Here is a 25808-nt window from a genome sequence, read left to right as displayed (position 1 = left end):
GAGTCGAGCAAAAATGAAACTGCGTTCATCACTACTTTTCAGTGTTTTACTTTCTATGTCGGCAGCGGCATTCGCAGACCAGCCTAAGTTTGCTTTGGTGTATGACGCCGGTGGTAAGTTTGATCGTTCATTTAATCAGTCTGCTTATGAAGGTGCGGAACGTTTTAAGAAAGACACCAAAATTTCCTACATAGATGCGCAAGTGATGAGCAATGCGCAAGGGGAACAAGTGTTGCGTAGCTTGGCACGCAAAGGCGTAGACCTGATTGCGGCGATTGGTTTCACGCATGCACAGCAAGTGCAGACCGTTGCGAAAGAATTCCCAAAAACCAAATTTGTATTGGTGGATGGCAGCGCGACAGGGGCCAACGTGAGTTCGATTTTATTTAAAGAACAGGAAGGCTCCTACCTGGTTGGGGTAGCAGCAGCTTTGGCATCCAAGTCCAAAAAATTAGGCTTCATAGGCGGTATTGATATTCCCTTAATTCGTGCTTTTGTTTGTGGCTATACACAAGGTGCAAAGTCGGTGGATGCCAAAGTCGATGTGGCACAAAATATTGTCGGTACCACCGCAACGGCGTGGAATGATCCTGCTAAAGGTGGTGAACTGGCACGCGCGCAAATGGAGCGCGGTGTCGATGTGATTTTCGCTGCGGCGGGTGGTAGTGGTATGGGCGCACTGCAGGCAGTGAAAGAAAAAGGCAAGATGGCGATTGGTGTCGATTCCAATCAAAACTATTTGTTCCCAGGTGTGATGCTAACTTCCATGGTGAAGCGTGTTGACAATGCAATCTATGATAGCTTTATGCAAGTGAAAAACGGCACTTGGAAAGCCGGCGTCTCTAATCTGGGCCTGAAAGAAGGCGGTGTGGATTGGGCATTAGATAAAGACAATCGCAGCCTGATTACCCCCGAAATCGAAAAGCGCGTGAACGCCGCCAAACAAGATATTTTGAACGGTAAGGTCAAAGTCGTCGATTACCGCGAAGCCAGTCGTTGCCCACTATAAAATTTCAGCAAGCCGCAGCTTATTTGATGCTGCGGCTTTGTTTTGTCTGTATCCATTTCCTCTGAATTTGCGTTTCATCTGCCTGCCATCCGGTATCGTTGTGAATTGTCGATAGTCATCGTCGACAGACATCATTGACAGGCATCATTGACAGAAGCGCCTAAACCCTATTTGACAACATGCCTACAGCAGTAGAATTTCGCCACATATCAAAGCGCTTCGGTAAAGTACTGGCGAATGACGCCGTCAGCTTTTCGATTGCGCAAGGCTCGATCCACGGCATTATTGGTGAAAACGGCGCGGGTAAATCGACGCTGATGAGTATTCTATATGGTTATTATCACGCTGATTCTGGCGAGATTCTGATCAACGGCACAGCGCAAAGCATACGCAATAGTCATGAAGCGATTCAACTCGGCATAGGCATGGTGCACCAACACTTCATGCTGGTCGAAGATATGACGGTGTTGGACAATATTATGCTGGGCATGGAAGGCGGATTTCGCCTGCGTTCGCACCGCGCCAGAATCGCCGCTGACTTAGTCAAACTATGCGAAGACTATGGACTCGCGATCAAACTTGATGCACGTATTAATACCCTGTCAGTCGGTGAGCAGCAGCGTGTGGAAATTCTGAAACAGCTCTATCGCAATGCGAATATTCTGATTTTAGATGAACCGACGGCGGTCTTGACCCCACAAGAAACCGAAGCCTTATTTGTGATCCTGCGTCTGTTTAAACAGCAGGGCAAAACCGTTATCCTGATCACCCACAAACTCGCCGAAATTCTGGCGATTACCGATGAGGTGACTGTGATGCGAGCGGGTGGCGTGGTCGCCGCCTTGCAAACAGCGGACACCAATCAAGAAGATTTGGCGCACAAAATGGTCGGCCGTAGTGTCGCAACTGAATTGCCACGCAAGCCCTTAGCCACGGGTGACACCGTACTGCAAGTTGAGAATCTGTGTTTGCAGAATGAACCGGGTGTACATCTGTTGAGTAGTTTGAACTTTTCCGTGCGCGCAGGAGAAATCGTTGCGATTGCGGGGGTCTCCGGCAATGGCCAATCCGAGTTGTTAGAAATACTGGCCGGTATGCGTAATGTGGCGGGTGACAAAATGTCTGGCGCTGTGCAGATCAACGATTACAAGCCTAACTATCATAAAAAAGATACGACGCTGGCGGCAAAGCTGCGCAAATTAGGCGTCTCGCATGTACCCGAAGACCGCTTACGTGATGGCGTGATTAAAGATTTTTCGGTTTGGGAAAATATTTTGCTCGGTCAGCAGAGTGAGCAGATTTATCTCGATAAGAAAAAATGCCTTGCTGCCAGTGATGCCCTGCTTGAGCAATTTGAGGTGCGTCCTTTGGATTCGCACTTGCGGCTGTCACAACTGTCTGGCGGCAATCAGCAAAAAATCGTCTTAGCGCGTGAGATTGCGGCGCGGCCTAAATTGATGTTGGTCGGACAGCCAACTCGTGGTGTCGATATTGGCACCATACAACGTATTCATACTGAGTTGCTGGCTTTGCGTGATGCTGGTGTAGCGATTCTTTTAGTGTCAGCCGAGTTAGAAGAAATTCGCGCTTTGGCCGATCGTATTTTAGTGATGTCGGGTGGACGTATTACAGGCGAATTGAATATCGCTGATTACGACACCACGCGCATAGGCCTATTGATGGGTGGATTGCATAAATGAATTCTGAATTACCTCGTTGGGCGACCAATGTCGCTCTCCCATTGCTCAATTTACTTTCAGCCATGCTGGTCGCGGCTGGGGTAATTTATCTGCTCGGTGAAAGTCCGCTGGAAGCCTTAGGTATCCTGGTTAACAGTGCTCTAGGGAATATTGAAGGCTTTGGTTATACCTTGTTTTATGCCACCACTTTTATCTTTACTGGTCTGTCGGTGTCGATCGCGATGCAGGCAGGTCTGTTTAATATCGGCAGTGATGGTCAGATGTATTTGGGCGGCTTAGGTTTAACATTGGTGATGTTGCAATTTGATGCTAGCTTGCCAGCTTGGATTTTGATACCGCTGGCATTAACTGCCGCCGCTTTGTTTGGTGCGGCATGGGCTTTTCTTCCTGGTTACTTGCAAGCGAAACGTGGTAGCCATGTAGTGGTCACAACCATCATGTTCAATTTCATCGCTGCCTCATTGATGAACTTCATCATCATTACTTACATGATACCGGTCGGTGAACAAAACCCTGCCAGCCGTGTATTTGCGGAAGCCGGTTGGTTGCCGCGTTTGAATTCCTGGATACCGGCCTTTGGTGATACGCCATTAAATCTGACTTTTATAGTTGCTCTGCTGTGCTTAGTTGCCTATGGTGTTTTGGTTTGGCGTACCCGTTGGGGTTATGCCTTGCGTGCGGCGGGTAAGAGCTCGCACGCTGCGCTATATGCAGGTATTTCTATTTCCACGGTGATCATCGTTACGATGCTCGCATCCGGCGCATTAGCTGGTGTGGCAGCGATGAATACCCTGGCCGGCTCTATGCATTATTTGAGCCTTAATTTCACTAGCGGCGCTGGTTTTATCGGTATCGCCGTGGCATTGATGGGACGTCAGCATCCGGTCGGTATTTTTATGTCGGCATTGTTGTTCGGTATCTTGATACAAGGCGGTTCTGATCTGTCTTTGGAGAAATCGAATATTCCACCCGAGACCTTTGTTTTCATTCAGGGCTTGATTATTTTATTCTGCGGCGCGATGGAAAATATGTATGCACCCGCATTGTCACGTGTGCTGAATCTGTCACGGACCTTGAAGACGAAAGGGGAAAGCCATGTTTGAAGACTTCCATGTCTCCAGTATTTTGGTAGCGACTATTCGCAGTGCGCCCGTTTTATTGTTTGCGGCATTTGCGGGGGTGTTTGCAGAACGTAGCGGCATTATTGATTTGGCTTTAGAAGGTAAAATGCTGGCATCGGCATTTGTCGCTGCTGCCTGTACTTATGCTACGCAAAATCCTTATGTAGGTGTGGCCGCAGGCATCTTGGTTTCATGCTGCATCGCGCTGTTGCAAGGCTATGTGGCAATTAATCAAAAAGGCAATCAACTGGTGTTTGGGATTGCGATTAATATCGCCATGTCCGGTTTGACTTTCGTTTTGGCACAATACTTTTTTCAACTAGGTGGTCGTAGTCCCGATCTCGGTGCAGCGCGCTTCCCGGTATGGAATTTTCCTTTCGCTGACTGGTGGTCCACCATACCTGCTTTGAATTGGTTACTCGGTAAATTCTTAGGTGGTCATACTGTTTTGGTGTATCTGGCTTTTGCCTTGATTCCTTTCTTGCATTGGTTCATTTATCACAGCCGTTTTGGCCTGCGTTTGCGCGCCGTCGGTGAGAATCCGCATGCCGCCGATGCGGCGGGTATTAATGTCGCTCAAACTCGTTATTTGGCACTGTTATGCGGTGGCGTTTTATGTTCATTTTCCGGTGCCTATTTAGCGATAGTACAAAGTGGATTTTTCCTGCGCGATATGTCGGCTGGCAATGGTTTCTTAGCACTGACAGCGATGGTATTTGGTAATTGGAGGCCCTTGCAAACAGCCTTAGGTTGTTTGATGTTTGGTTTCTTTGCTGCCCTGCAAATTCAAATGGAAGGTGTGGCTTTCCCAGTTGTCGGTCAGATCCCTGGCTCTTTGATACAGATGTTGCCCTTTGTCGTGACAGTCGTCGTGTTGGCGGGTGTGATGGCGAAATCAGTGGGGCCGAAAGCATTGGGCGTACCGTTTGTGAAGTCGCGTTGATAATGAGGCTAGGCATAATTGATGCTGGTTAGTTTTATCCGGAAAAAAGTCAAAACCACTCAACACAGAGGCACAGAGTAGAGGAGAAAAGCAGGAGGAAAAAATAGGTGCTTTTCTCTACTTTGTTTTTCCTCATTATTCCTGTGCCTCTGTGTTGAGAGGTTTACTTTGAGGTATCTCATTGAGGGCTGAAGAATAAGCAGTCACCAAGGTTTATTAAGCGAGTTAAATATGTCACATAAAGTAATTTTCGATACCGATCCGGGCGTTGATGATGCGATGGCTTTGTACTTTGCGCTGGCACATCCTGAAATCGACATCATCGGTATCACAACCACGTTCGGTAATGTCACCGTGCCGCAAGCGACTGCCAATGCGCTGTATTTAACGCGTATCGCAGGTTATGAAATTCCGGTGGCAGAGGGTGGTGCATTGCCTTTGATGAAAGCGCCGGGTAAACCGCCAGGCTTTATTCATGGTGACGACGGCTTAGGTAATTTGCCCTCACGCGTGGCCGTTTCCGGGCAAGCTGAGACTGCATCTGCAGCGGAGTTTATCGTCAAAATGGCGCGTCAATTTCCAGGCGAAATTACGATAGTAGCGGTGGGGCCATTTATTAATTTGGGCCTGGCATTAAAGCTGGAACCACAATTACCAAAACTGATTAAACAAGTCATCTTGATGGCAGGCACGGTGGTGGAACCGGGCAATGTGTCACCGGTGGCCGAGGCCAATGTCTGGAACGATCCGCATTCGGCCGATCTGGTGTTTACGGCGGGATGGAATTTGACCATGGTGGGTCTGGACGTCACGCATAGAGTGGTGATGCAGTCCAGCTATTTTGCCCATTTGGCGCAACTTCATCATCAGCACTTGGCGATGGCCACTTTGCTGCATGCAGTGAATTTTTATTGTGATTTCCACCTTAAGGCTAGACCGGAATTAGGCCATGCTTGCTACGGTCATGACATCCTCGCGTTTGTATATCTGGTCGCACCAGAGCTGTTCCAGACGCAAGACGGTCGGGTGCGGGTGCAACTCGATGGCATGGGCAATGGACAAACCATGATGGACAGGCTTAACGGGACTTTGAGCTATGCTGAACCCGGTTGGGAAGCACGTCGCCCTGAGACCCGCGTGTGCTTGCAGGTTGATACAGCACAGTGTCTCGCTTTGATTGAACGTACGCTGGAAGTGAATTGGTTGCGTGCACCACTGGTATCGTGATTTCTGATTTTATATTGACGCAATTATAGAGAGCGCAAGGAGTTTGCTATGTTGATTACACCTGTCGATTTTACCAGCCCAACAGCGGCCAAGGATTTTGCAGAAAGTTTGCATAACACGGGCTTTGGTGTGCTTACTAATCACCCTTTGTCGCAGCAATTATTAAATACCGTGTACGCCGAGTGGTATCAGTTTTTTCAAAATGAAGCGAAACATAATTACGCTTTTGATCCGCAAAAATATGATGGTTATTTCTCACCCTCAGTGTCAGAAACGGCCAAGGGCAATACTAAGCGTGATTTGAAAGAGTTTTATCACATTTATCCTTGGGGACGTTATCCAACCGAGGTGTCCGATGCGGCGCGTCAATATTATGCCGAGGGCGCAAGCCTCGCCGCGACTTTGCTGCAGTGGGTCGAAGAATATACACCAGCCGAAGTGAAGGCTAAATATTCCATGCCTTTGTCGCACATGATTACGGGCAGTGAGCAGACTTTATTACGCGTGTTGCACTACCCACCATTGCGTGGTGATGAAGAGCCGGGTGCGGTACGTGCCGCCGCCCACGGTGACATTAATTTACTCACGATTTTGCCAGCAGCAACGGCAGCGGGTTTGCAAGTGGTAGGTAAAGATGGTGCATGGTTTGATGTACCTTGCGACTTCGGTATGTTGATTGTGAATATCGGGGACATGTTGCAAGAAGCATCGGATGGATACTATCCGTCGACCGTACATAGGGTGCTGAATCCAACGGGTGAAGAAGCAAAAAAATCGCGCGTATCTTTGCCTTTGTTTTTGCATCCACGACCTGATGTGGTCTTATCAGAACGTCATACCGCTGGTTCGTATTTAACGGAGCGCTTACAAGAATTGCATTCTAAAGTTTAAATTTTTCGTGAAGAAAACCACAGACTTGTTGTATTCGAACACTTCCTCTAAAAAAGAAATGCGCCTGTCATTGAGTCGAAGTAAAAGTGAGTTCAAATGCTTTAGTTTGCCGAAGTTTGCGCTAATAAATTCGGAGTGCAATCCTGGTGCAATAAAGTTTATAGAAGTACGCAATAGATTTTTTGGTATGTATTAGTGCCACCTAAATGGCGCACAAATCGTACATACCAAGCACATACAGATTTTAAATTAACAAACTAGCTAGGAGCTATCAATGAAGCAAATCAAGAAATCATCCAACGTCATACCTTCGCGCGTGAAAATGCTCGTGATCGCCTGTCAATTGACCTGCTTGGGCATGTCTAGTGCGTATGCGCAATCACAGACACAAGAGAAAACTGAAGGCAATGAACCTATCAGTTCTACTCAAGTGACGATCACGGGTAAAAAGGTCGGTATGGGTTTGATGGTGCAGGAAAACACACCAAAAGCGCGTAGCACGATTACTGCAGAAGAGTTGGCAAAACAACGTCCAACCGGCAATGCTTATGAAGCTTTGGAATTGATGCCAGCGGTGAATAGTTATAATCACGATGCGACCGGTTTATTCGGTGGTGGTTTAACTTTGCGCGGTTTTAACAGCGATCAAATCGGTGCTACTATCAATGGCGTACCGGTCAACGATTCGGGTAGTTTCGCTGTGTACCCACAAGAATATGTTGATCAAGAAAATACTTGTACACAATTTGTCACGCAAGGTTCTACCGATGTGGATTCGCCACAAATCGGCGCTACCGGCGGTAACTTTGGTATCACCACTTGTGATCCTTCCAAAACAAAACGTATCCGTATCGCGCAAACTTTAGGCCAATTGAATTTGTCTAAAACTTACATGCGCTATGACACAGGTATGGTAGCAGGACTCAATACCCGTTTCTTCATCTCCGGCTCGCATGCACAAGGAGATAAATGGAAAGGTAAGGGCGGTGCTAATCGCGATCACGTCGATATGGGTTTCAAAACTGAATTCGATAAATTCAATACGATCAGCGGAACGATTTTGTATAACCGCGCGATTAATCAAAATATCAGTTCTTTTAGCTTGGCAGATTTGGTAAAAAACGGCTACTACTATGACTACGCCACCACCTTTGTTGGCCATGCAGCACCGACGCCAGGCAAAGCAGGTAGTGATACCAATTCTGCATTTGGTGATTCTTACTATCGTTTGACGCAGAACCCATTTGAAAACGTGATCGCCTCCGTAACTGGCAAAATGCGTATAGGCGAAAACACAGATATTAAAGTTATTCCTTATTTCTGGTATGGCTACGGCACTGGCGGCAATCAACAAAGACTGCAAACAGAAAGTGCTTTCTTAAATAAAGCCACTGGCAAGAATACAGCGGGTGTGGATTTGAATGGTGACGGCGATACTTTGGATAAAGTGATTGTTGCAAATAGTAGTGTCACACGCACCAAACGTCCAGGTGTAACAGCCTCGATTACACATACTATCGGCGACCATCAAATTTTGGGTGGCTTCTGGTATGAGCGTGCAACGCACGAGCAATTCGGCCCTATGGTCGCTGTTGATGCCGCAGGTAATCCAGTGGATAGTTGGTTGAAAGAAGGCCGCATTATGCGTCCGGACGGCACGCCATTCCAATCCCGTGACTGGAAGACCATCAGTGCTTCTAGCCAAGTATTCTTGCAAGACACAGTGAGTCTGATGGACGACAAGTTGACGATTAATGTCGGTGTACGTGCACCTAACATGAAACGTGACTTCACGAATCGTGCCAATGAAGGTACGAACTCTGGTGTCGATTATCGCATCGAAAAATCTTACTCTGAAATCTTGCCGCAATTGGGTGCACGCTATCAGATCGATTACAACAATCAAATTTTCTTCAGCTTAGCGAAGAATATGAAAGCACCACCAAACTTCGTGTATTCCACAACCAACAACGTGGTGATTGTGAATGGTTTGCCGACTTTGCCAGTGGACGTGAAAGCAGAAACTTCCGCTAACATCGATTTGGGCTATCGTTTGCAAAGCGATAAATTGACCGCGCAAGCGACGGTGTATTCCGTCGATTTCCGTGATCGTCAAGCAACCGCGTATGATCCAGTAGCGAACTTGAGCAGCTTGACTAGCGTCGGTAAAGTGAAGACCTATGGTTGGGAACTCGAAATGGGTAATACACCAGTCAACGGCTTCTCTTTCTATGGCTCTATTGGTTATGCGAACAGCGAAATCAAAGATGATCTGATCGTTAGCAAAACAGCGACTTTGCCAACGAAAGGCAAGCAAATGACTTTGACGCCAGAGTGGAAAGCTGGCTTGAGTGCGATGTATGAAACGGGTGCCTTCTATGCGCGTGCTAAAGTCAAATACACAGGCGAACAATGGGCGACGATGACCAATGATGAATTGGTTCCAGCGTATACCCTGCTGGGTCTGGACTTGGGTTATCAATTCCCGAACACTAGCTGGATTACTAAGCCAACGATACGTTTGAACATCAGTAACCTGACGAATAGACAGTATCGCAATCCATCAAGCTTTAACATCACCAATGCTAAAGCTTATGGAACTGCTAATGCTAAGACTGTGTTCTACTACATGGGTTCACCACGTTTTGCATCAGTGACTTTCTCCGGAGATTTCTAATTTCCAAACGCACAAAGCTGGGCTTAATTCCGCTTGGCTTTGTGCTTTAAATTTACTAGTCTGCAACGAATGTTGCAGACTTTTTAGTTTTAACCGAGATTTTCCATTAGGCGCGCCGAAGGCGCTATTTGAGCGCCGAGGGCGCATTTTCGGTCATTTTTGTTGCTCTTCGTTGCCAATAGCTCGCTATTGGTGCCTCATTCACATCAAAACTGCCTCGAAAAGTGCATCCCTCGTCATCTCAAATCCTAATGGAAGATCTCGGTTCAACGAACGAAAAAATGAGCGCCTTAGTAATTTTCAAATTTGCGCTTTAGATTCACGCTTCAAATTCACGCCTTACACTATGCGACTATCTAACAAATCTTGGTATGCCCTGACCCGAAACGTGATCAGTCTGAGCCTTAGCCTAGGACTGCTGGCATGTGCTACGCCACAGGTTCAACCTATCGTCGTGAATATGGTGGCGATTAATGATTTTCACGGTCACATCGATAAAGAAAAATTTACCTATACGCGGGCCAAAGATACTGAGGCACAAACGGTGCTGGGCGGTGGCATCGAGGTGTTAGGCGCCAATTTGCAAGCCTGGCGCAAAGAAGATAAAGATATGTTGTTCGTCGGTGGCGGCGATTTAATTGGTGCCAGCCCGGGGATTTCGTCTTTGTTTGCGGATGAACCTACGATAGACGCTTTGGGTCAAATGGGCTTGCGCGTCAGCGCACTAGGTAATCATGAATTCGATAGTGGATTGAAGGAATTGAAGCGGCAGATTCATGGCGGTTGCGATTCTCCTCGGCCTGATAAAGCTTGCAAATTCAATGGTGAATTTACTGGTGCAAAATTCTCTTATATCGCCGCGAATGTGATTGATACGGCAAGTAACTCGCCCTTGTTTCCGGCCTACCATATCGAGCAAGTGAAGGGTGTAAAGATAGGCTTTATCGGCGCGGTATTGCGGGATACGCCTATGATGGTCGCCAGTGATAACGTCAAGGGTGTGCATTTTATTGACGAAGCGGAAGCGATTAATCGCAGTATCCCTGCTTTGAAAGAATTAGGTGTGAAAGTGTTTGTGGTTTTGATCCATGAGGGCGGCACTACGACAGAAGCCTTCGATCAACCAGCTTGTTCGCAATTAAAAGGCCCGATAGTGAATATCGTGAATCGCCTCGATCCGGCGATTAAGTTAATCGTCAGTGGTCATAGTCATACTGGATTTATTTGCAAGGTCGGCGACAGAACGGTCACTCAGGCGCAGATGTACGGTCACCTGTTGACGCGTATCGCATTAACTGTAGATGGTAGCAGCCATCAAGTGACCAACATTGAAGCGCGGAATATCGTGATGGAAACACCAGCGCTACCGGTGCCAGAAAAATTGACGACGCTGATGAGCAAAGCGAGAGAGGGGAGTCATGCCATCATCACTAAGCCTGTGGCTCGCTTGGCAGTACCGGTTTTGAATCGTAAGCTCAATGAAGCAGGCGAGTCTCCATTAGGTAATGTGGTCGCTGATGCACAGCTAGCTGCAGTGAAACACTTGGGTGTGCAAATCGTGTTCATGAACAATAAAGGCATACGCGCCAATCTGGAAACAGGCAACAATAATGTCAGTACCTATGGACAGATTTCTACCGTGCTGCCCTTTGGAAATACGCTGGTATTGATGAGCTTGACAGGAGCGCAAATCCGGACTTTACTGGAGCAGCAAGTTTGGCTTGATGACGAGTCACAGGACGGCAGAAACGTATTGCAAGTGTCTGAAGGATTCACCTATACATGGGACAGAAAGCGTCCTCTAGGGCAAAGAGTTTTGCCTGAGAGTGTGAAATTGCACGGCGTGGCGCTTGATGACAAGCAAGAATATCGTATCGCTGCTAATAATTTTATCGCCGGTGGTGGTGATCGATTACCGGCATTGGTGCAAGCTTCCAATAAGCTTGATACGGGCATTAAAGATCTTGATGTGTTCTTGGACTATATCAAAGCACGTGATCAAGCTGGTTCACCTGTAGGTAGCGAGAATGCTGCTGGACGGGTTAAACGTATTAATTAAATGTGAAAGCCACACAAAATGAAAAAAATTAAATTGCTCTTCTTATTATGCGCTGCACTTGCTTCCTTCAATAGTAGGGCTTCTGGCGACGAAGGGCATAAAACTGTTGGGGCTATTGCGGATCGTTTATTGAAGGGCACCAATGCCGGCGCCAAAGTGCAAGCTCTGTTGCAGCAGGGTGAAAGTCTGCAATCAATTTCGATTTGGGCGGATTGCGCCAAGGGCACATTCTGTGGCCCACAAACCCCGGAGATGGTGGCATTCGGCATACAAAATCCAGCGCACTCGGCTTATCACTACACGAACACACCAGTACAAAATAAGATGTATGTCGCGGGTGGCGTGGGTACCACGGATCACGATATCGTTCAAACTTTGAAACAAGCGATTGCCGTGTTACAAGGTAACGATAATGAGACCACCAATCCACATCGTTTCTCGCAACGCCAGGCACTCTTGATGATTGCACATTTGGTAGGCGATATTCATCAACCACTGCATGTAGGTGCAGCGTATATCAATAGCGATAATCAATTCGTCACGCCGACCAGCAAGCAGCAAGTCGATGGCGTCACGATATTTGATCTGCAAGGCGGTAATAATTTGCTGTTAGAAGATACTAAGACTTGGACCTTGCGTGATCAGGAGAATTACAAACGTGAAGAAGCCGCAGCGAAAGCGGCGAGTAATGCAACTGGTGCGGCCGATACAGATAAGCCTAAGCGCGTCGGAAAGCCCTTGCATTTGTATTGGGATGTGACCGTGGTCGAAAACGTGATGCGTAATTTGGGCGCGCTTTCAGTGCAGGAACTGACTGAAAAATTGATGGCAAATTCAGCCGTGACAGCAGCAAATAGTGGCGATCCAATTACCTGGCCAGAACAATGGGCCAATGAAGGTTTGGTTTATGCAAAAATTGCTTATGCCGACATCGTGGCAACCGACAGGATTAAGGTCACTAGCCGTCGTGGTGTGGAATTTTCTTCCTGGTACACACGCCTGCCAGCCAATTACATCGAGACTAGTACCGAGATTACGCAGAAACAGCTCAAGCTGGCGGGCTATCGTTTGGCGGCTTTGTTACAAAAAATTTGGCCTTGATGTCTCGAGCATTCTGCTTAGGACTTAGTTCAGGAACCGGAATAGGGAAAGCAAATGATGAAGAGAGTTATCGCAGCGCTTTGTGTTAGTGCTCTCGCACTTCCTGCCGTGGCTGCCTCTGCGCAGGGTGATGCTAAGGCTAAACAAAATTTGCAAAGTACGCGTCAATATTATGCGCAACTGATCGCGGGGACACCGGCTGCGCAGCCACGTCTTGCTGAGTTGAACATGCTGATGACGATGTTGCCCAAGGGCGGCGATATTCATCATCATTATTCGGGTTCTGTGTATGCCGAAACCTATCTTGATTGGGTGGGGCAGCAAGGTTTTTGTATTTATCGCGAAAGTGATAGCACAAAAAAACAGGACAAATTTCGTGTCGAGTCGCGCGCTGCTTTTCTGACGGATGAGAATAAATCTTGCCTCAAAGCCGATGCTATTCGTAAAGACAATGTCTTTTACCGCGAGTTGATGTCAAGCTGGTCGGTCGTCGATTATGCTAATCATGTCCATCCTCAGGTCGCGCCTGATCAGCATTTCTTCAATACTTTCGGCTATTTTTCTGGTATCGCAAAGTATTCGACGAATCAGGGTTTGAAAATATTAAAGCAACAAGCTAAGGCCGAGAATCAACAGTATTTGGAAACCATGCTGAAGAGTGCGCCGATCACGGATCATCCTGAGTTTTCTGCCAAACTCGATGCCTTGCAGTCGACTAGCAGCAAGGAAGAAATGATCGATGCCTTTACTAAATTGGCTGATTTCTTGAGCCAAGATGCAAGTGCGCAAAAGAAAATTGCCGATTATGTCCAGGAAGCTGTGAGCGATACCGCAGGAATTGATGATGCAGACTTTACATTGCGGATTCAAACTTATGTATCACGCAATAGCGCACCTTCCAAGGTTTTTTCTAGTCTGTATGCTGCATTTGCCGCCAGCCACAATAATCCCTTGATCGTTGGTGTCAACATCGTCGGCGCTGAGCATGCTTTGGTTGCGGTGCGTGATTACAATTTGCACATGCAGATGTTCGCCTTTTTGAAGCAACGATTTCCTAAAGTGCGTTTGTCTCTACATGCGGGTGAACTGGTACTTGGCATAGTAGCGCCTGAGCATTTACAACATCATATGCGCAGCGCCTTGCAGATTGCGGGCGCAGAACGGATAGGCCACGGCGTCGACATCATGCACGAGGCGAATCCGGATCAGTTATTGGCGGAATTGAAGCAGCGTAATGTGGCGGTCGAAATTAATCTGACCAGCAATGATTTCATTTTGGGCCTGAAACAGCAAGAGCACCCGGTTGCGATGTACTTGCGTCACGATATACCGTTCGTCATTAGCAGCGATGACGCTGGCGTTTCACGCAGCAATTTAAGCCGTGAATATTTCTTATTCGCCAGCCGCTATACGCCTACTTATGACACATTGAAGAAGACGGTTTATAACAGCATTCGTTATTCATTCCTGAGTCCAACTGATAAAACGAAGCAATTGAGTCAACTGGATCTAGCCTTCCTTAAATTTGAAGCGGCTGCGGCTAAATTGGCGCAGTCGGCGAAATCGAAGTTTTAAGTGATGTGACTTGCTGCAAGGCTAAGCAAAGCGATGTTGCCTTGATGTTGTCTTGATGTCGTCTTGATGTTGTCTTGATGTTGCCATAAATGGCAAAGCTATTTGTTGGGCAAACCTTGGTCGGCGGATGCTGCAGATTAGTTTCTTAAGGCATCATTGGGAAGCATGTAGGCAAAATCATCGGTCTCTGAGGAATCGATGTGTCAATTCGAGCCCACCTGAAATACATAGCCTGAGGGGCTAGGTCACGAACGCAACTGAGCGTAGTCAGCATCAACAATAACTGTGTCATTCGTTAAGAAATGCGCGTCAGATTATCGGGATAATCTGACGCAATTCCTTGTGCAGAGATCTCTGTGCTTCAGTTTGCCTATACTTGATCCGGCATCCGAAACTTTGCTCTGCGGTCGCCCATTAAACTACGTATTTCTTTAATACTGATACCTGACTCTTCATGCATGCGTATCAGTAATGAAGGTCCGACGGGCAAGATCTTATGACGGATCTTACTGATGACTGGCGGTGCAACTTCGAGCACACGAGAGAGAGCAGCATCGTTTCGAATACCCAAAGTTTTAATCAAAGTATCGAGTAAATTATTCGGGTCGTATTGGAATTCTTCAGAATCCGGGATGTCGAGTATATTAGCCATAGAATTTAATGAATCCTAATTAAATAGTTTAAAAATAAAGTTCTTTATTTCTGAAGGAATTTTATAAGTTAAAAACGTGCATGTATATTGCACTTTAGGGCAATACTTTGCCATTTGTTGCAGTTTGTTGCAGTTTGTTGCTGTTTGTCGTCTTTTGCTTGAAACGCTTGTGTATCTGATCATTACAAATAGGATTAGAAGAATTTTCTAGCCCTATATGCTTTAAACATTAGCTTATATTTACCTGGATGCAAGGGTGTATTTGTAAAATTTTGCAAAAATAAATTGAGTGCAAGGCATTGGAAATACCTTAATGATCAACATTAATTGATATCTAAGTTGGCAAAGCAAAATTATCACTATAAACAAATGGAGTGCCAGCGGAGGTGAAAAATCTGTGACAGCTTGTCCCTAAATCGGTAGCAGGGTAGGTGGACGACCTTGCAGAATATCTTCCGTCCGTATGTGCACTGCTGCTTTTGATTCAGGATGGGTGAGGATGTAAAAAGTGTTGGCTTTGATCGCTGTCATTACAGAGGCAGCAACTTGCGCTGGAGCGATCCCCGCTTCGACCGCCTTAGTAATCGCTGCACCAGTTTTCAGGCTGACATTTTCTAATTGCTCTGGCTTACTGCGTTCCTCGATAGCACGGTGACGTTCGGAATCGGTAATGCGCGTTTTGACCCAACTCGGGCACAGCACTGAAACGCCAATTTTTGATTTGCGTAAGGTCAGGTCGTGATGCAAACCTTCGCTCAGAGCTACTACACCAAATTTACTCACATTGTAGGCCGCCAATGCAGGTTCAGCGATTAAGCCTGCCAGCGAAGCGGTATTCACGATGTGTCCCTCTTCTCCCTGGGCTAGCATACGAGGGATGAAAGCTCTGAGGGCATGAGTGACGCCATACAGATTGATCCCCATAATCCATTCCCAATCTTGAGCAGTCGTTTCCCAAGCGGATTTGGTGAAAGCGACACCCGCGTTATTCACCAATAGATGTACCTTGCCAAATTGGGTAAACGCTTTTTCTGCCAAAGTTAGAATGGCGCTTTCTTGAGCGACATCGGTGACCACGCCTATGACTTCAGTGCCAGTATCACGGAGTTCTGTCACGGTTTTGTCCAGCATCTCGGCGCTGATATCGGCTAATACCAATTTCATTCCTTCCGCAGCAGCAGCGAGCGCGATGGCCTTGCCTATACCTTCTGCGGCGCCTGTGATGACGGCAACTTTGCCCTTTAGTTCTTGCATGCTGTTCTCCGGTTTTGTGATGCTATTGTTGTGTCATTATCGAAAGCTGATTAATTCTGGACGCTGATGAATCTCTAGATGCGCCGTACTGTTCAAGTAGCCCAAGCCTAAGCGCTGAGTGCCGACCTGTAGTTTGCTCACACCACTGTTGAGTAAGCTGGCATTCAAATCAAAAAGTCGGTGATCGCTGATGCCGAGCAGGTCTTGCAGCAAAGCGGAGATGGTGCCGCCCGAGGTAAAGATCCAAAAATTTTCTCGGTCATCTTTCGCCTCTACCAGACGCTGCAGAGCGTGTCGGCAACGCTGTTGAAATTGCATCCAGCTTTCTTGGTAATCGTCATATTCACCACTGATCCAGCGATTGATTGCCGCCATGAACATATGCTGAAACGCACGGCGCGGATTTGGATGATTATTGAGTGAACGCTTTAGTGCAGAAAAATCAGAAAATTCAGGATAATTGCGGAGTAACACTTCCTCATGATTAAACTCATCAAAGCCGGAGTCAATCAGCCAATCATTTTCTGGGAATTCGTCGGCTGTTTTTCTACATTGCTGTAGGCATTGTTGTGCTGTTTGCAGGTGGCGACGATTGCGACCTAGCACGATTTGATCGGGCCTTTGCCCACAGTGTGTCAACCAGCCTCCCAATAGACGAGCTTGTTCCTCACCAAGTGGCGAAAGGTGATCATAATCGTCTGCGTCAAAGCTAGCCTGACCGTGCCGAATTAAATAAATATGGCGCATGGTGTGGTTTATAAAAGAGATGCCTTGATCAGGCGCAGGCAACGTTTTTCAAGGTAATTGCTGAGCTTGCCAAAATCGGCAAAGGCAGGATTCGTGCTTTGTCCGTGGAAGTAGCGGTAGTAAATCTGCTGCACAATCACCGCTAACCGGAACAGCCCAAAGATCGAGTAAAAATCAAAATTGTCGACGCGATAGCCAGTTTTTTCGCCGTAATAGGCGATCACTTCTTGGCGTGTCAACATGCCTGGTAAATGCGTTGGTTGACGGCGTACTGATTGAAATGCCGCATCGTCATCCGCCTGTACCCAATACGCGAGCGTATTGCCTAAATCCATTAAAGGATCTCCCAGCGTTGCCATTTCCCAATCGAGTACGCCGATCACGTCGGTCGGATCTGCAGGATTGAGCACGACATTATCAAAACGGAAGTCATTGTGAATCAGGCAGGTGGCGAGATCTTGCGCGGGCATTTTGTCGTGTAGCCATTGCATCACGCTTTCAAAGTCGCCGACATCGTCGGTTTTTGCTTGACGATAACGCTCGCTCCAGCCTGACACTTGCCGCGCCACATAACCTGCACCTTTCGCAATCGATGCTAGCCCCGCTTGCTGATAATTGATTTGATGCAGCTCTATCATTTTGTCGATGACGTTGAGGCATAAACGGCGTGTCTCGTCGACTGACAGCACTAAATCCTTGGGCAGGTTTCGGCGCGGAATAATACCGTGCAGACGTTCCATCACGTAGAAGTCGCAATCCATCACCTCAGGATCATTGCAGGTAGCAATCACGCTTGGGACATAGCGATAAACAGGCTTGAGTGCACGCATGATGTTTGCTTCGCGTAGCATGTCATGCGCAGATTTGGCACGATGTCCAAATGGTGGTCGGCGTAAGATCAAATCACGTTCTGGATAACGTAATAAGTAAGTGAGATTCGATGCGCCACCGGGAAATTGTTCGATCTCTGGTTCACCTACCAAGCTGGGTAAATGCTGACGAATAAACGCGCTGACTTTGTCACTATGAAGCTCTTCGCCAGCGCGTACTGCGCTCGCCGCATCTAATAAATTATTCATGGTAATTTTATTTTCATCTATGAAGAAATGCCGAGGCGTTTTGCTTGTTGTTTTAATTCGAGTTTGGCGATTAAGCCGCGGTGCACTTCGTCCGGACCATCCGCAATGCGCAGGACACGTGCATAAGCATACAAAGCAGTCAGTGGGAAATCATCCGATAAACCCGCACCACCGTGAATCTGCATCGCAGCATCGATGATTTGGGTAGCGACATTTGGCGCAATCACTTTGATCTGTGAAATCTCGCTCATCGCGCCTTTAACGCCAACGGTATCCATCATCCATGCCGCTTTCAAGGTCAAGAGTCGGGCTTGTTCAATCGCCATGCGCGCATTTGCAATGATGTCGGCATTGCCGCCGAGTTTGGCTAACGGTTTGCCAAAGGCGACGCGATCCATAGCGCGTACACACAGCAACTCTAAAGCAAATTCTGCCGCGCCGATTGCACGCATGCAGTGATGAATCCGTCCCGGTCCCAACCGCCCTTGGGCGATTTCAAAACCACGTCCCAAACCGCCAATGATGGATGAGACAGGCAGGCGCACATTGTTAAAGCTGACTTCGCCATGTCCATAAGGTTCATCGAGTGTATGGAATACCGGTAGCATGCGTTCTATCTTAACGCCGGGTGTGTCTAAGGGGACGAGTATCATAGAATGCTGTTGATGCTTCTCTGCACTGGTGTCGCTAAGTCCCATAAAAATGAGCACCTTGCAATTCGGATGACCGATGCCAGAACTCCACCACTTGCGACCGTTGAGCACGACTTCATCACCTTCCAAGATAGCGGTCGCTTGTATATTGGTCGCGTCACTGGAAGCCACTTCAGGTTCCGTCATGCAAAAGGCAGAGCGGATTTCGCCCGCCATCAAAGGCTTGAGCCAACCTTGTTTTTGTTCTTCGCTACCGTATTTGACCAACACCTCCATATTGCCGGTATCCGGCGCGTTGCAATTAAAGACTTCGGGCGCAATCATGGAACGACCAGTGATTTCCGCTAAAGGTGCGTAATCGACATTGGAAAGACGCGCACCATCTTCTGGCAAAAACAGATTCCACAATCCAGCGGCTCGTGCTTTTGCTTTCAATTCTTCCATCACCGGCGGTTGTTGCCATCGTGTCCAATCCGCACCACCACGTAATTGGACGGCGTAGGTTTTTTCGGCGGGAATGACATGTTCTTGCATGAAAGACTGCATACGCGCAATCAGGCTAGTGGCGGTGTCGGAGTGAGCAAAGTTCATAGCGCGCTTTCGTATAGATGAATAGCCAATGCAAAGTTTGTTGCAGCAGCATACGATCTCGCTATCAATTATTCAAATGAATGATTTGAATGTGCCATAATTCATTTCATGCATATCTCTAGAACTGACCTCAATCTCTTTGTGGTGCTTGACGCGATTTATAGTCAAGGCAACATCACGCGCGCTAGTCAGACTTTGCATCTCAGTCAACCAGCGCTCAGCCATGCTTTGGCTCGTTTACGAACGATGTTTGATGACCCTTTATTTGTACGGCAGGGTGCTGTCATGGTACCGACACCATTTACGCGCAGCATCATTACGCAAGTTCGTCAGGGCTTGCAGCTATTTGAAGCGAGTTTGCAAGCCGATCAAAATTTTAATCCTACCCAGACACAGCGTAGTTTTCATTTGGGTTTGCGTGACGTGTTTGAAGCCACCATCTTGCCACCCTTGTTAAAAAGGATTGCCGAGCAAGCGCCAGGTATCAGTATCGCAAGTGTGCGGGTAGATAGACGGGAAATTGAAACGGCATTAAGCAGCGGTAATCTCGACATGGTGTTAGATGTACCCATTCCGCTAGCAGGTAATATCCGGCAGCAACGCGTTTCGCGTGATCGTTTAGTTGTGTTGTCGCGCAAGGGACATCCACAAATGCCGAAGAAGAAAAACGCAGCACTCGATCTTGCTACCTATTTGCGGCAAGCGCATGTGCTTGTATCTTCGCGTCGCCAAGGTATGGGCCTGGAAGATTTTGAATTGAATCGCGAAGGCTTGCGTCGCCAAATTAGTTTGCGCTGCCAGCACTATTTCGCCGCTTGTCGTGTTGTTAGTGAAACCGATTTGTTACTGACCATGCCCGAACAATATGCAAGTATTGCGAATGCCCAATTTATGAATCGGCTTGATCCGTTTCCGCTGGCAACCCAACCGATAGATGCGCATCTCTATTGGCATACCAGTGCCGAGAATGATAGCGCCAACGCTTGGTTGCGCCAGCAATTGATAGAGCTGATGCAGCAGGTTAGGATTGCATAGCGCATCAAATGCTTGGAAATTCTCTAATTTGTACACTACGATGAAAGACAGTTGCTGGTGTAAACTTGCGGTCATTATAAAAATGTTTGCGATTGCTACAAACGCTCGCAATACTCAAGATCAGGTGAAATGATGAACAAAGTGGTAATCCCCATCAATACCATTAACAGTATGCGTGTCCAGCCTCAGCCTATGCAAGGGCCCAGCAAACAACGTAAGCGCGAAGCACCGAAAGGACGACGAGTTGATCCCCAAGCCTTAGCCGAGGTGCGAGCTTTGTTGGGCGATGCTCCACGTACTGCCGATTTGTTGATTGAGCATTTGCATAAAATTCAGGATCACTACAAAGCCTTATCTGCAGCGCATTTGGCGGCACTCGCCCAAGAATTGCGCTTAGCGCAAACCGAAGTGTATGAAGTTGCCACCTTCTATCATCATTTCGATGTGGTCAAAGAAAACGATGCCATGCCAGCGCCTCTCACGATTCGAGTGTGCAATAGTTTGTCGTGTGAAATGGCTGGTGCGCAAAGTTTATTAGAACGACTCCCCGCCATACTCGGCACCGAAGTACGTGTGTTAGCTGCGCCTTGCATAGGCCGCTGCGAACAAGCACCGGCAGTGGTGGTTGGGCAATACGGTATTGCGCACGCAGATCTAGCCAAAGTGGAAGCAGCGGTGCAAAACGGGCAGGTGACAGCACAAGTTGCTAGTTACCAAGATTACGCCGCCTATCAGGCACAAGGTGGTTATGCGCTGTTGAAAGAATGCACGAGCGGCAAACGCGCATTGGAAACCGTATTGCAGACCATGGAAGACTCCGGCTTGCGTGGCCTTGGCGGTGCCGGTTTTCCAGCCGGACGCAAATGGCGCATCGTCGGTGCAGAAGCCGGGCCACGCCTGATGGCGGTCAATATTGATGAAGGTGAACCTGGCACGTTCAAAGATAGGTTCTATTTGGAAAGTGATCCGCATCGTTTTCTGGAAGGCATGCTGATTGCCGCGTGGGCGGTTGGGATCGCGGATATCTATATTTATCTGCGTGATGAATACCATACTGGTCGCGCCATCTTAGAACAAGAATTAGCCTCGTTACGTGCAAGCCCGCCGATTGCGCATTTGCCGATGATCCATCTGCGACGCGGTGCTGGTGCTTATATTTGCGGTGAAGAATCGGCGATGATAGAGTCGATCGAAGGTAAGCGCGGCATTCCCCGTTTGCGCCCACCGTATGTGGCGCAAGTTGGCTTATTCGGGCGGCCTACACTAGAACATAATTTTGAAACCTTGTACTGGGTACGCACTATTCTAGAAAAAGGTGGTGCGTGGTTGAGTGCGCAAGGGCGTCATGGTCGCAAGGGTTTGCGTTCATTTTCGGTGTCGGGACGGGTGCGCGAACCTGGCGTTAAATTGGCACCAGCAGGCATTACGATACAAGAATTAATCGATGAATATTGCGGTGGCATGGCAGACGGCGAAGTGTTTTATGCCTACTTACCTGGGGGGGCGTCTGGCGGCATTTTACCCGCGAGCTTGAATAGTATCCCACTTGATTTTGATACTTTGCAGCCGTATGGATGTTTCATTGGTTCTGCTGCTGTGGTGGTGTTGTCTGAGCGTGATAGTGCAGTGAATGCGGCACGTAATTTAATGCATTTCTTCCAGCACGAATCCTGTGGTCAATGTACGCCATGCCGGGTCGGCACAGCTAAAGCATCGGCACTGATCGCGCAAGATCAGTGGGATCTGTCTTTGTTAGCGGAGCTCTCGACCCTGATGCGCGATGCTTCGATTTGCGGCTTGGGACAAGCGGCTCCGAATCCTGTCGATTGCGTGGTCAAGTATTTTCCGCATGAACTCCGCCAAGCCAATCAGTAATTTCATAAGAGTGATAAAACCATGAATGCAATTACCCGTAGCCAGATGGCACAGATGGATGTTCCTACCGTGAACTTCAGTTTGAATGGCAAAGAAGTCACCGCACGCAGCAATGAATTATTAATCGAGATCGCCAAACGCGAAGGCGTCGAGATTCCGCATCTCTGCTATCGCCCCGGCATGGAAAGCGTCGGCAATTGCCGCGCTTGTATGGTAGAGATCAATGGCGAACGCGTGCTGGCACCAAGCTGCTGCCGTCATCCATCCAACGGTATGCAAGTCGTGACCGATAGCCCACGCGCAGTTAATGCGCAAAAAATGGTGCTGGAATTACTGCAAGCCGACATGCCAGAAACCAGTTACACCCGCCACAATGAAGTCGATCAATGGGCTGATAAATTGCAAGTAGGTAAACCACGCTTTGCTGCATCCGCCAAGCCAATTGCGCAAGACAATTCGCATGCAGCGATCACGGTAAATCTCGATGCTTGCATACAATGCACGCGCTGCCTACGCGCTTGTCGCGATGAGCAAGTGAATGATGTGATCGGCATGGCTTTCCGCGGTGATGCGGCGAAGATCGTGTTTGATATGGATGACCCTATGGGGGCATCGACTTGCGTTGCATGTGGCGAATGTGTGCAAGCATGTCCTACCGGTGCTTTGATGCCAGCCCGTGATGCGGCTTTGACAGTACCCGATAAACAAGTGGAATCGGTGTGTCCGTATTGCGGTGTTGGCTGTCAGCTTACTTACAACGTCAAAGACAATCATATTCTGTTTGTAGAAGGTCGCGATGGCCCGGCGAATCATGCACGTTTGTGTGTGAAAGGTCGCTACGGATTTGATTATGCCCATCACCCCCATCGGTTAACGGTGCCGCTCATTCGTCGCCCTGAAGCGAAGAGAACCGGTGACTTTGTGATGGACCCCGCGCATGTGATGGAGGTCTTCCGTGAAGCAAGTTGGGAAGAGGCGCTCGCCTTGGCGGGCGGCAAACTCAAGCACATCCGCGATACCAAGGGCAAAAAAGCGCTCGCCGGATTTGGTTCTGCCAAAGGCAGTAATGAAGAAGCTTACTTATTTCAAAAATTGGTGAGGGTCGGCTTTGGTAGTAATAATGTTGATCATTGCACGCGCCTGTGTCACGCCTCATCCGTTACGGCTTTGTTAGAAGGCATAGGTTCCGGCGCGGTATCGAATCCCGTGATGGATGTCACCAAAGCGGAAGTCGTTATCGTGATCGGTGCGAATCCGACTGTGAATCATCCGGTTGCTGCTACGTGGATTAAAAATGCGATAGAAAATGGTACCAAGCTAGTCGTCATGGACCCGCGCAAATCCGATTTGGCGCGCATGGCGCATCGCTATTTGCAGTTTAAGCCGGATACGGATGTCGCCTTACTCAACGCTATGATGCATGTGATCGTGCACGAAAATTTGGTCGATAAAGACTTCATCAATAGCCGTACCATAGGCTACGCAGAATTAGAAAAAAATGTGGCTGGTTACAGCCCAGAATTGATGGCACCGATCTGTGGTATAGCCGCGGATACTATCCGCGATGTCGCACGCTTATATGCGACCTCAAAAGGCTCGATGATCTTGTGGGGCATGGGCGTGTCGCAGCATGTACATGGCACCGACAATGCGCGTTGCTTAATCGCACTGGCTTTGATGACAGGGCAGATCGGCAAGCCGGGTAGTGGCTTACATCCTTTACGTGGGCAAAATAATGTGCAAGGCGCATCTGACGCGGGCTTGATACCAATGATGTATCCCGACTATCAACGTGTTGATAATGCGGCGGCACGTGCGCGCTTTGAACAAGCTTGGCAATTGTCAGCGGATACTTTAGATCCGCAACCGGGCTTGACTGTGGTGGAGATTATGCATGCGATCAAGCGTGGCGAAATCAATGGCATGTACATCATGGGGGAAAATCCAGCAATGTCGGACCCCGATGCGAATCATGCACGTGAATCCTTGGCCGCACTTGATCATTTGGTGGTGCAAGATATTTTCTTGACTGAGACCGCGTATTTAGCCGACGTGATTTTGCCAGCCTCTGCTTTCCCCGAAAAAACGGGTAGCTTCACGAATACAGATCGCTTAGTGCAAATGGGACGTCAGGCCATAGATCCGCCGGGACAAGCGAAACAAGATTTGTGGATCATTCAGCAAATGGCGCAACAACTTGGATTGGATTGGCAGTATCCAAATGTAGCCGCCGTGTTCGATGAAATGCGTCACACCATGCCAAATATTGCTGGGATTACCTGGGAGCGTTTGGAGCGCGAACATGCGGTGACTTATCCATGCCGACATGAAGGCGATGCGGGGGAATCGGTCGTATTCACCCACGAGTTCCCGCGTGAGACCGGACGTGCGCGATTTGTCCCGGCGGACATTATTCCAGCCAATGAACGCCCCGATGCGGAATATCCGATGGTGCTGATTACCGGACGTCAACTTGAACACTGGCATACTGGCAGTATGACGCGCCGTACCACCGTGCTTGATGCGATTGAGCCTGATCCGGTCGCACTCGTGCATCCGCTTGATTTGGTAGACATGGGCGCCCAGCCCGGTGATATCGTGACAATTACTTCACGTCGAGGCGAAGTGAGCTTATATGCGCGCGCTGATGACAGCTCGCCACGCGGTGCCGTATTTGTTCCTTTCTGTTACTACGAAGCGGCGATCAATAAACTCACCAATGCCGCGCTCGATCCGTATGGAAAAATTCCTGAGTTTAAATACTGCGCGATTAAGCTCATACTCGGCGGCGCTGAGCCGGTGCAGGGCAGTTATGGTGGTGGACAGGTGCTGGCAAAATTGCAGCAATAATTGAGGTGTACGAATATAGCACTAAGTGCTACAATTTAAGCAGATATAAACCAATCTAAACGATCCGAAAACGCATGCGAATTTTTAAGACTAGGTGGTTTGCTCGTTGGGCACTAAAAGAGGGCATCTCGGATCTAGTCCTAATTGATGCGGTGGCCGAATTGGATCAAGGTTTGATCGATGCAAATTTGGGCGCTAATGTCGTTAAGAAACGTGTTGGTATTGCGGGACGCGGGAAAAGTGCGGGCTTAAGAACGATTCTTGCTTTTAAGTTTAAAGACAGGGCCTTCTTTTTATACGGTTTTGCGAAAAATCAACAAGACAATATTGACGACAAAGAATTGAAGGCCCTGAAACTCTTAGCAAGACATTTGTTAGCGTATGACGCTTATGCCTTAGAGCTTGCAAAGACTGCGCAAGAATTGCTTGAAATAGATACGGGAGTAAATCATGGCAAAAAACGATAAGTTATTGGACGTATTGCATGGCACTGCACAGGGTTTGCATGCTGCAGGTACGATGGATGCGATGACTATGCGTGAATTTGATGCGCTGTGCCTGACGCCAGTGCAAGATTACAGCGCCGAACAAATTAAGAAGTTGCGTTTGCGTTTTAAGGCTAGTCAAGCGGTGTTCGCTGCCTATTTGAATACTAGTCCATCAACGGTACAAAAATGGGAGCAGGGCCAAAAACACCCAAACGGCGCATCATTAAAATTATTAAATCTCATAGATAGAAAAGGTCTTGAATTGCTTGCATAGATTCATA

20 protein-coding genes are annotated in these 25808 nt (G+C 48.0%); 15 read left to right on the top strand and 5 right to left on the bottom strand.

Translation table 11 applies throughout. From position 1 onward, the window contains the following. Positions 1-13 precede the first annotated feature (13 nt). The 10 genes from AC1RR2_RS11865 to AC1RR2_RS11820 all read left to right on the top strand — a co-directional run bounded on the left by AC1RR2_RS11865 (position 14) and on the right by AC1RR2_RS11820 (position 14303). Complete coding sequence (locus AC1RR2_RS11865) at positions 14-1009, top strand: BMP family lipoprotein (RefSeq protein WP_493222468.1); 996 nt, start codon at positions 14-16, stop codon at positions 1007-1009. Positions 1010-1188: 179 nt separating this feature from the next. Continuing rightward, complete coding sequence (locus AC1RR2_RS11860; RefSeq protein ID WP_493222467.1) at positions 1189-2709, top strand: ABC transporter ATP-binding protein; 1521 nt, start codon at positions 1189-1191, stop codon at positions 2707-2709. After that, positions 2706-3812, top strand: a complete 1107-nt coding sequence (locus AC1RR2_RS11855; RefSeq protein WP_493222466.1) for an ABC transporter permease — start codon at positions 2706-2708, stop codon at positions 3810-3812. Before AC1RR2_RS11860 ends, AC1RR2_RS11855 begins: the two co-directional genes overlap by 4 nt. After that, a complete protein-coding gene (locus tag AC1RR2_RS11850) occupies positions 3805-4773 on the top strand; it encodes an ABC transporter permease (protein WP_493222465.1) in 969 nt (322 codons plus the stop codon). The genes AC1RR2_RS11855 and AC1RR2_RS11850 overlap by 8 nt, the downstream gene beginning before the upstream one ends. Positions 4774-5004: 231 nt before the next feature. Then, positions 5005-6000, top strand: a complete 996-nt coding sequence (locus tag AC1RR2_RS11845) for a nucleoside hydrolase (RefSeq protein WP_493222464.1) — start codon at positions 5005-5007, stop codon at positions 5998-6000. A 48-nt stretch (positions 6001-6048) separates the two neighbouring features. Then, a complete protein-coding gene (locus AC1RR2_RS11840; RefSeq protein ID WP_493222463.1) occupies positions 6049-6891 on the top strand; it encodes an isopenicillin N synthase family dioxygenase in 843 nt (280 codons plus the stop codon). A gap of 274 nt (positions 6892-7165) precedes the next feature. After that, positions 7166-9568, top strand: coding sequence for a TonB-dependent receptor (locus tag AC1RR2_RS11835; protein ID WP_493222462.1), 2403 nt, complete (start codon positions 7166-7168; stop codon positions 9566-9568). A gap of 346 nt (positions 9569-9914) precedes the next feature. After that, positions 9915-11627, top strand: a complete 1713-nt coding sequence (locus AC1RR2_RS11830; protein WP_493222461.1) for a bifunctional metallophosphatase/5'-nucleotidase — start codon at positions 9915-9917, stop codon at positions 11625-11627. A gap of 18 nt (positions 11628-11645) precedes the next feature. Further along, positions 11646-12728 (top strand): S1/P1 nuclease, encoded by a 1083-nt coding sequence (locus AC1RR2_RS11825; protein WP_493222460.1) that lies wholly within the window; start codon positions 11646-11648, stop codon positions 12726-12728. Positions 12729-12782: 54 nt separating this feature from the next. Continuing rightward, positions 12783-14303 carry an adenosine deaminase gene (locus AC1RR2_RS11820; RefSeq protein WP_493222459.1) on the top strand — a complete coding sequence of 507 codons (1521 nt, stop codon included), beginning with the start codon at positions 12783-12785 and terminating at the stop codon, positions 14301-14303. 370 nt (positions 14304-14673) lie between these two features. On the opposite strand, the gene AC1RR2_RS11815 is transcribed toward AC1RR2_RS11820, so the two are convergent. From AC1RR2_RS11815 to AC1RR2_RS11795, 5 genes are all read right to left on the bottom strand, one after another. Further along, on the bottom strand, positions 14674-14955 hold the full coding sequence (locus tag AC1RR2_RS11815) for a hypothetical protein (protein WP_493222458.1): 282 nt from the start codon (positions 14953-14955) through the stop codon (positions 14674-14676). Between the two features lie 411 nt (positions 14956-15366). Continuing rightward, positions 15367-16209 carry an SDR family NAD(P)-dependent oxidoreductase gene (locus AC1RR2_RS11810; RefSeq protein ID WP_493222457.1) on the bottom strand — a complete coding sequence of 281 codons (843 nt, stop codon included), beginning with the start codon at positions 16207-16209 and terminating at the stop codon, positions 15367-15369. Between the two features lie 36 nt (positions 16210-16245). Then, entirely contained in the window at positions 16246-16956 is a 711-nt protein-coding gene (locus tag AC1RR2_RS11805) for a histidine phosphatase family protein (protein WP_493222456.1), read from the bottom strand. Between the two features lie 8 nt (positions 16957-16964). Continuing rightward, positions 16965-18035, bottom strand: coding sequence for a phosphotransferase family protein (locus AC1RR2_RS11800; RefSeq protein WP_493222455.1), 1071 nt, complete (start codon positions 18033-18035; stop codon positions 16965-16967). A gap of 17 nt (positions 18036-18052) precedes the next feature. After that, on the bottom strand, positions 18053-19279 hold the full coding sequence (locus tag AC1RR2_RS11795; RefSeq protein WP_493222454.1) for an acyl-CoA dehydrogenase family protein: 1227 nt from the start codon (positions 19277-19279) through the stop codon (positions 18053-18055). A 108-nt stretch (positions 19280-19387) separates the two neighbouring features. Here AC1RR2_RS11795 and AC1RR2_RS11790 point away from each other — a divergent pair, with 108 nt between their 5' ends. From AC1RR2_RS11790 to AC1RR2_RS11770, 5 genes are all read left to right on the top strand, one after another. Beyond that, positions 19388-20314 carry a LysR family transcriptional regulator gene (locus tag AC1RR2_RS11790; protein ID WP_493222453.1) on the top strand — a complete coding sequence of 309 codons (927 nt, stop codon included), beginning with the start codon at positions 19388-19390 and terminating at the stop codon, positions 20312-20314. A gap of 132 nt (positions 20315-20446) precedes the next feature. Further along, positions 20447-22189 carry an NADH-ubiquinone oxidoreductase-F iron-sulfur binding region domain-containing protein gene (locus tag AC1RR2_RS11785; RefSeq protein WP_493222452.1) on the top strand — a complete coding sequence of 581 codons (1743 nt, stop codon included), beginning with the start codon at positions 20447-20449 and terminating at the stop codon, positions 22187-22189. A gap of 21 nt (positions 22190-22210) precedes the next feature. Continuing rightward, positions 22211-25039 (top strand): formate dehydrogenase subunit alpha, encoded by a 2829-nt coding sequence (fdhF, locus tag AC1RR2_RS11780; RefSeq protein ID WP_493222451.1) that lies wholly within the window; start codon positions 22211-22213, stop codon positions 25037-25039. Positions 25040-25113: 74 nt separating this feature from the next. Continuing rightward, positions 25114-25506, top strand: coding sequence for a type II toxin-antitoxin system RelE/ParE family toxin (locus AC1RR2_RS11775; RefSeq protein WP_493222450.1), 393 nt, complete (start codon positions 25114-25116; stop codon positions 25504-25506). Beyond that, on the top strand, positions 25490-25801 hold the full coding sequence (locus tag AC1RR2_RS11770; RefSeq protein ID WP_493222449.1) for a helix-turn-helix domain-containing protein: 312 nt from the start codon (positions 25490-25492) through the stop codon (positions 25799-25801). Before AC1RR2_RS11775 ends, AC1RR2_RS11770 begins: the two co-directional genes overlap by 17 nt. The last annotated feature ends 7 nt before the right edge of the window (positions 25802-25808 follow it).

Source organism: Undibacterium sp. GW821-FHT11H02, assembly GCF_058808015.1.
Note: the sequence above shows the minus strand (reverse complement) of the source record. Positions and strands in the feature narration are given on the sequence as shown.

What these genes read in the sequence shown, in the direction of transcription:
- AC1RR2_RS11770 (WP_493222449.1), top strand. Translation starts at nt 25,490, where the DNA reads ATGGCAAAAAACGATAAGTTATTGGACGTATTGCATGGCACTGCACAG.
- AC1RR2_RS11815 (WP_493222458.1), bottom strand. Translation starts at nt 14,955, where the DNA reads ATGGCTAATATACTCGACATCCCGGATTCTGAAGAATTCCAATACGAC.
- AC1RR2_RS11810 (WP_493222457.1), bottom strand. Translation starts at nt 16,209, where the DNA reads ATGCAAGAACTAAAGGGCAAAGTTGCCGTCATCACAGGCGCCGCAGAA.
- AC1RR2_RS11840 (WP_493222463.1), top strand. Translation starts at nt 6,049, where the DNA reads ATGTTGATTACACCTGTCGATTTTACCAGCCCAACAGCGGCCAAGGAT.
- AC1RR2_RS11830 (WP_493222461.1), top strand. Translation starts at nt 9,915, where the DNA reads ATGCGACTATCTAACAAATCTTGGTATGCCCTGACCCGAAACGTGATC.
- AC1RR2_RS11845 (WP_493222464.1), top strand. Translation starts at nt 5,005, where the DNA reads ATGTCACATAAAGTAATTTTCGATACCGATCCGGGCGTTGATGATGCG.
- AC1RR2_RS11865 (WP_493222468.1), top strand. Translation starts at nt 14, where the DNA reads ATGAAACTGCGTTCATCACTACTTTTCAGTGTTTTACTTTCTATGTCG.
- AC1RR2_RS11790 (WP_493222453.1), top strand. Translation starts at nt 19,388, where the DNA reads ATGCATATCTCTAGAACTGACCTCAATCTCTTTGTGGTGCTTGACGCG.
- AC1RR2_RS11855 (WP_493222466.1), top strand. Translation starts at nt 2,706, where the DNA reads ATGAATTCTGAATTACCTCGTTGGGCGACCAATGTCGCTCTCCCATTG.
- fdhF (WP_493222451.1), top strand. Translation starts at nt 22,211, where the DNA reads ATGAATGCAATTACCCGTAGCCAGATGGCACAGATGGATGTTCCTACC.
- AC1RR2_RS11805 (WP_493222456.1), bottom strand. Translation starts at nt 16,956, where the DNA reads ATGCGCCATATTTATTTAATTCGGCACGGTCAGGCTAGCTTTGACGCA.
- AC1RR2_RS11835 (WP_493222462.1), top strand. Translation starts at nt 7,166, where the DNA reads ATGAAGCAAATCAAGAAATCATCCAACGTCATACCTTCGCGCGTGAAA.
- AC1RR2_RS11850 (WP_493222465.1), top strand. Translation starts at nt 3,805, where the DNA reads ATGTTTGAAGACTTCCATGTCTCCAGTATTTTGGTAGCGACTATTCGC.
- AC1RR2_RS11800 (WP_493222455.1), bottom strand. Translation starts at nt 18,035, where the DNA reads ATGAATAATTTATTAGATGCGGCGAGCGCAGTACGCGCTGGCGAAGAG.
- AC1RR2_RS11775 (WP_493222450.1), top strand. Translation starts at nt 25,114, where the DNA reads ATGCGAATTTTTAAGACTAGGTGGTTTGCTCGTTGGGCACTAAAAGAG.
- AC1RR2_RS11785 (WP_493222452.1), top strand. Translation starts at nt 20,447, where the DNA reads ATGAACAAAGTGGTAATCCCCATCAATACCATTAACAGTATGCGTGTC.
- AC1RR2_RS11795 (WP_493222454.1), bottom strand. Translation starts at nt 19,279, where the DNA reads ATGAACTTTGCTCACTCCGACACCGCCACTAGCCTGATTGCGCGTATG.
- AC1RR2_RS11860 (WP_493222467.1), top strand. Translation starts at nt 1,189, where the DNA reads ATGCCTACAGCAGTAGAATTTCGCCACATATCAAAGCGCTTCGGTAAA.
- AC1RR2_RS11825 (WP_493222460.1), top strand. Translation starts at nt 11,646, where the DNA reads ATGAAAAAAATTAAATTGCTCTTCTTATTATGCGCTGCACTTGCTTCC.
- AC1RR2_RS11820 (WP_493222459.1), top strand. Translation starts at nt 12,783, where the DNA reads ATGATGAAGAGAGTTATCGCAGCGCTTTGTGTTAGTGCTCTCGCACTT.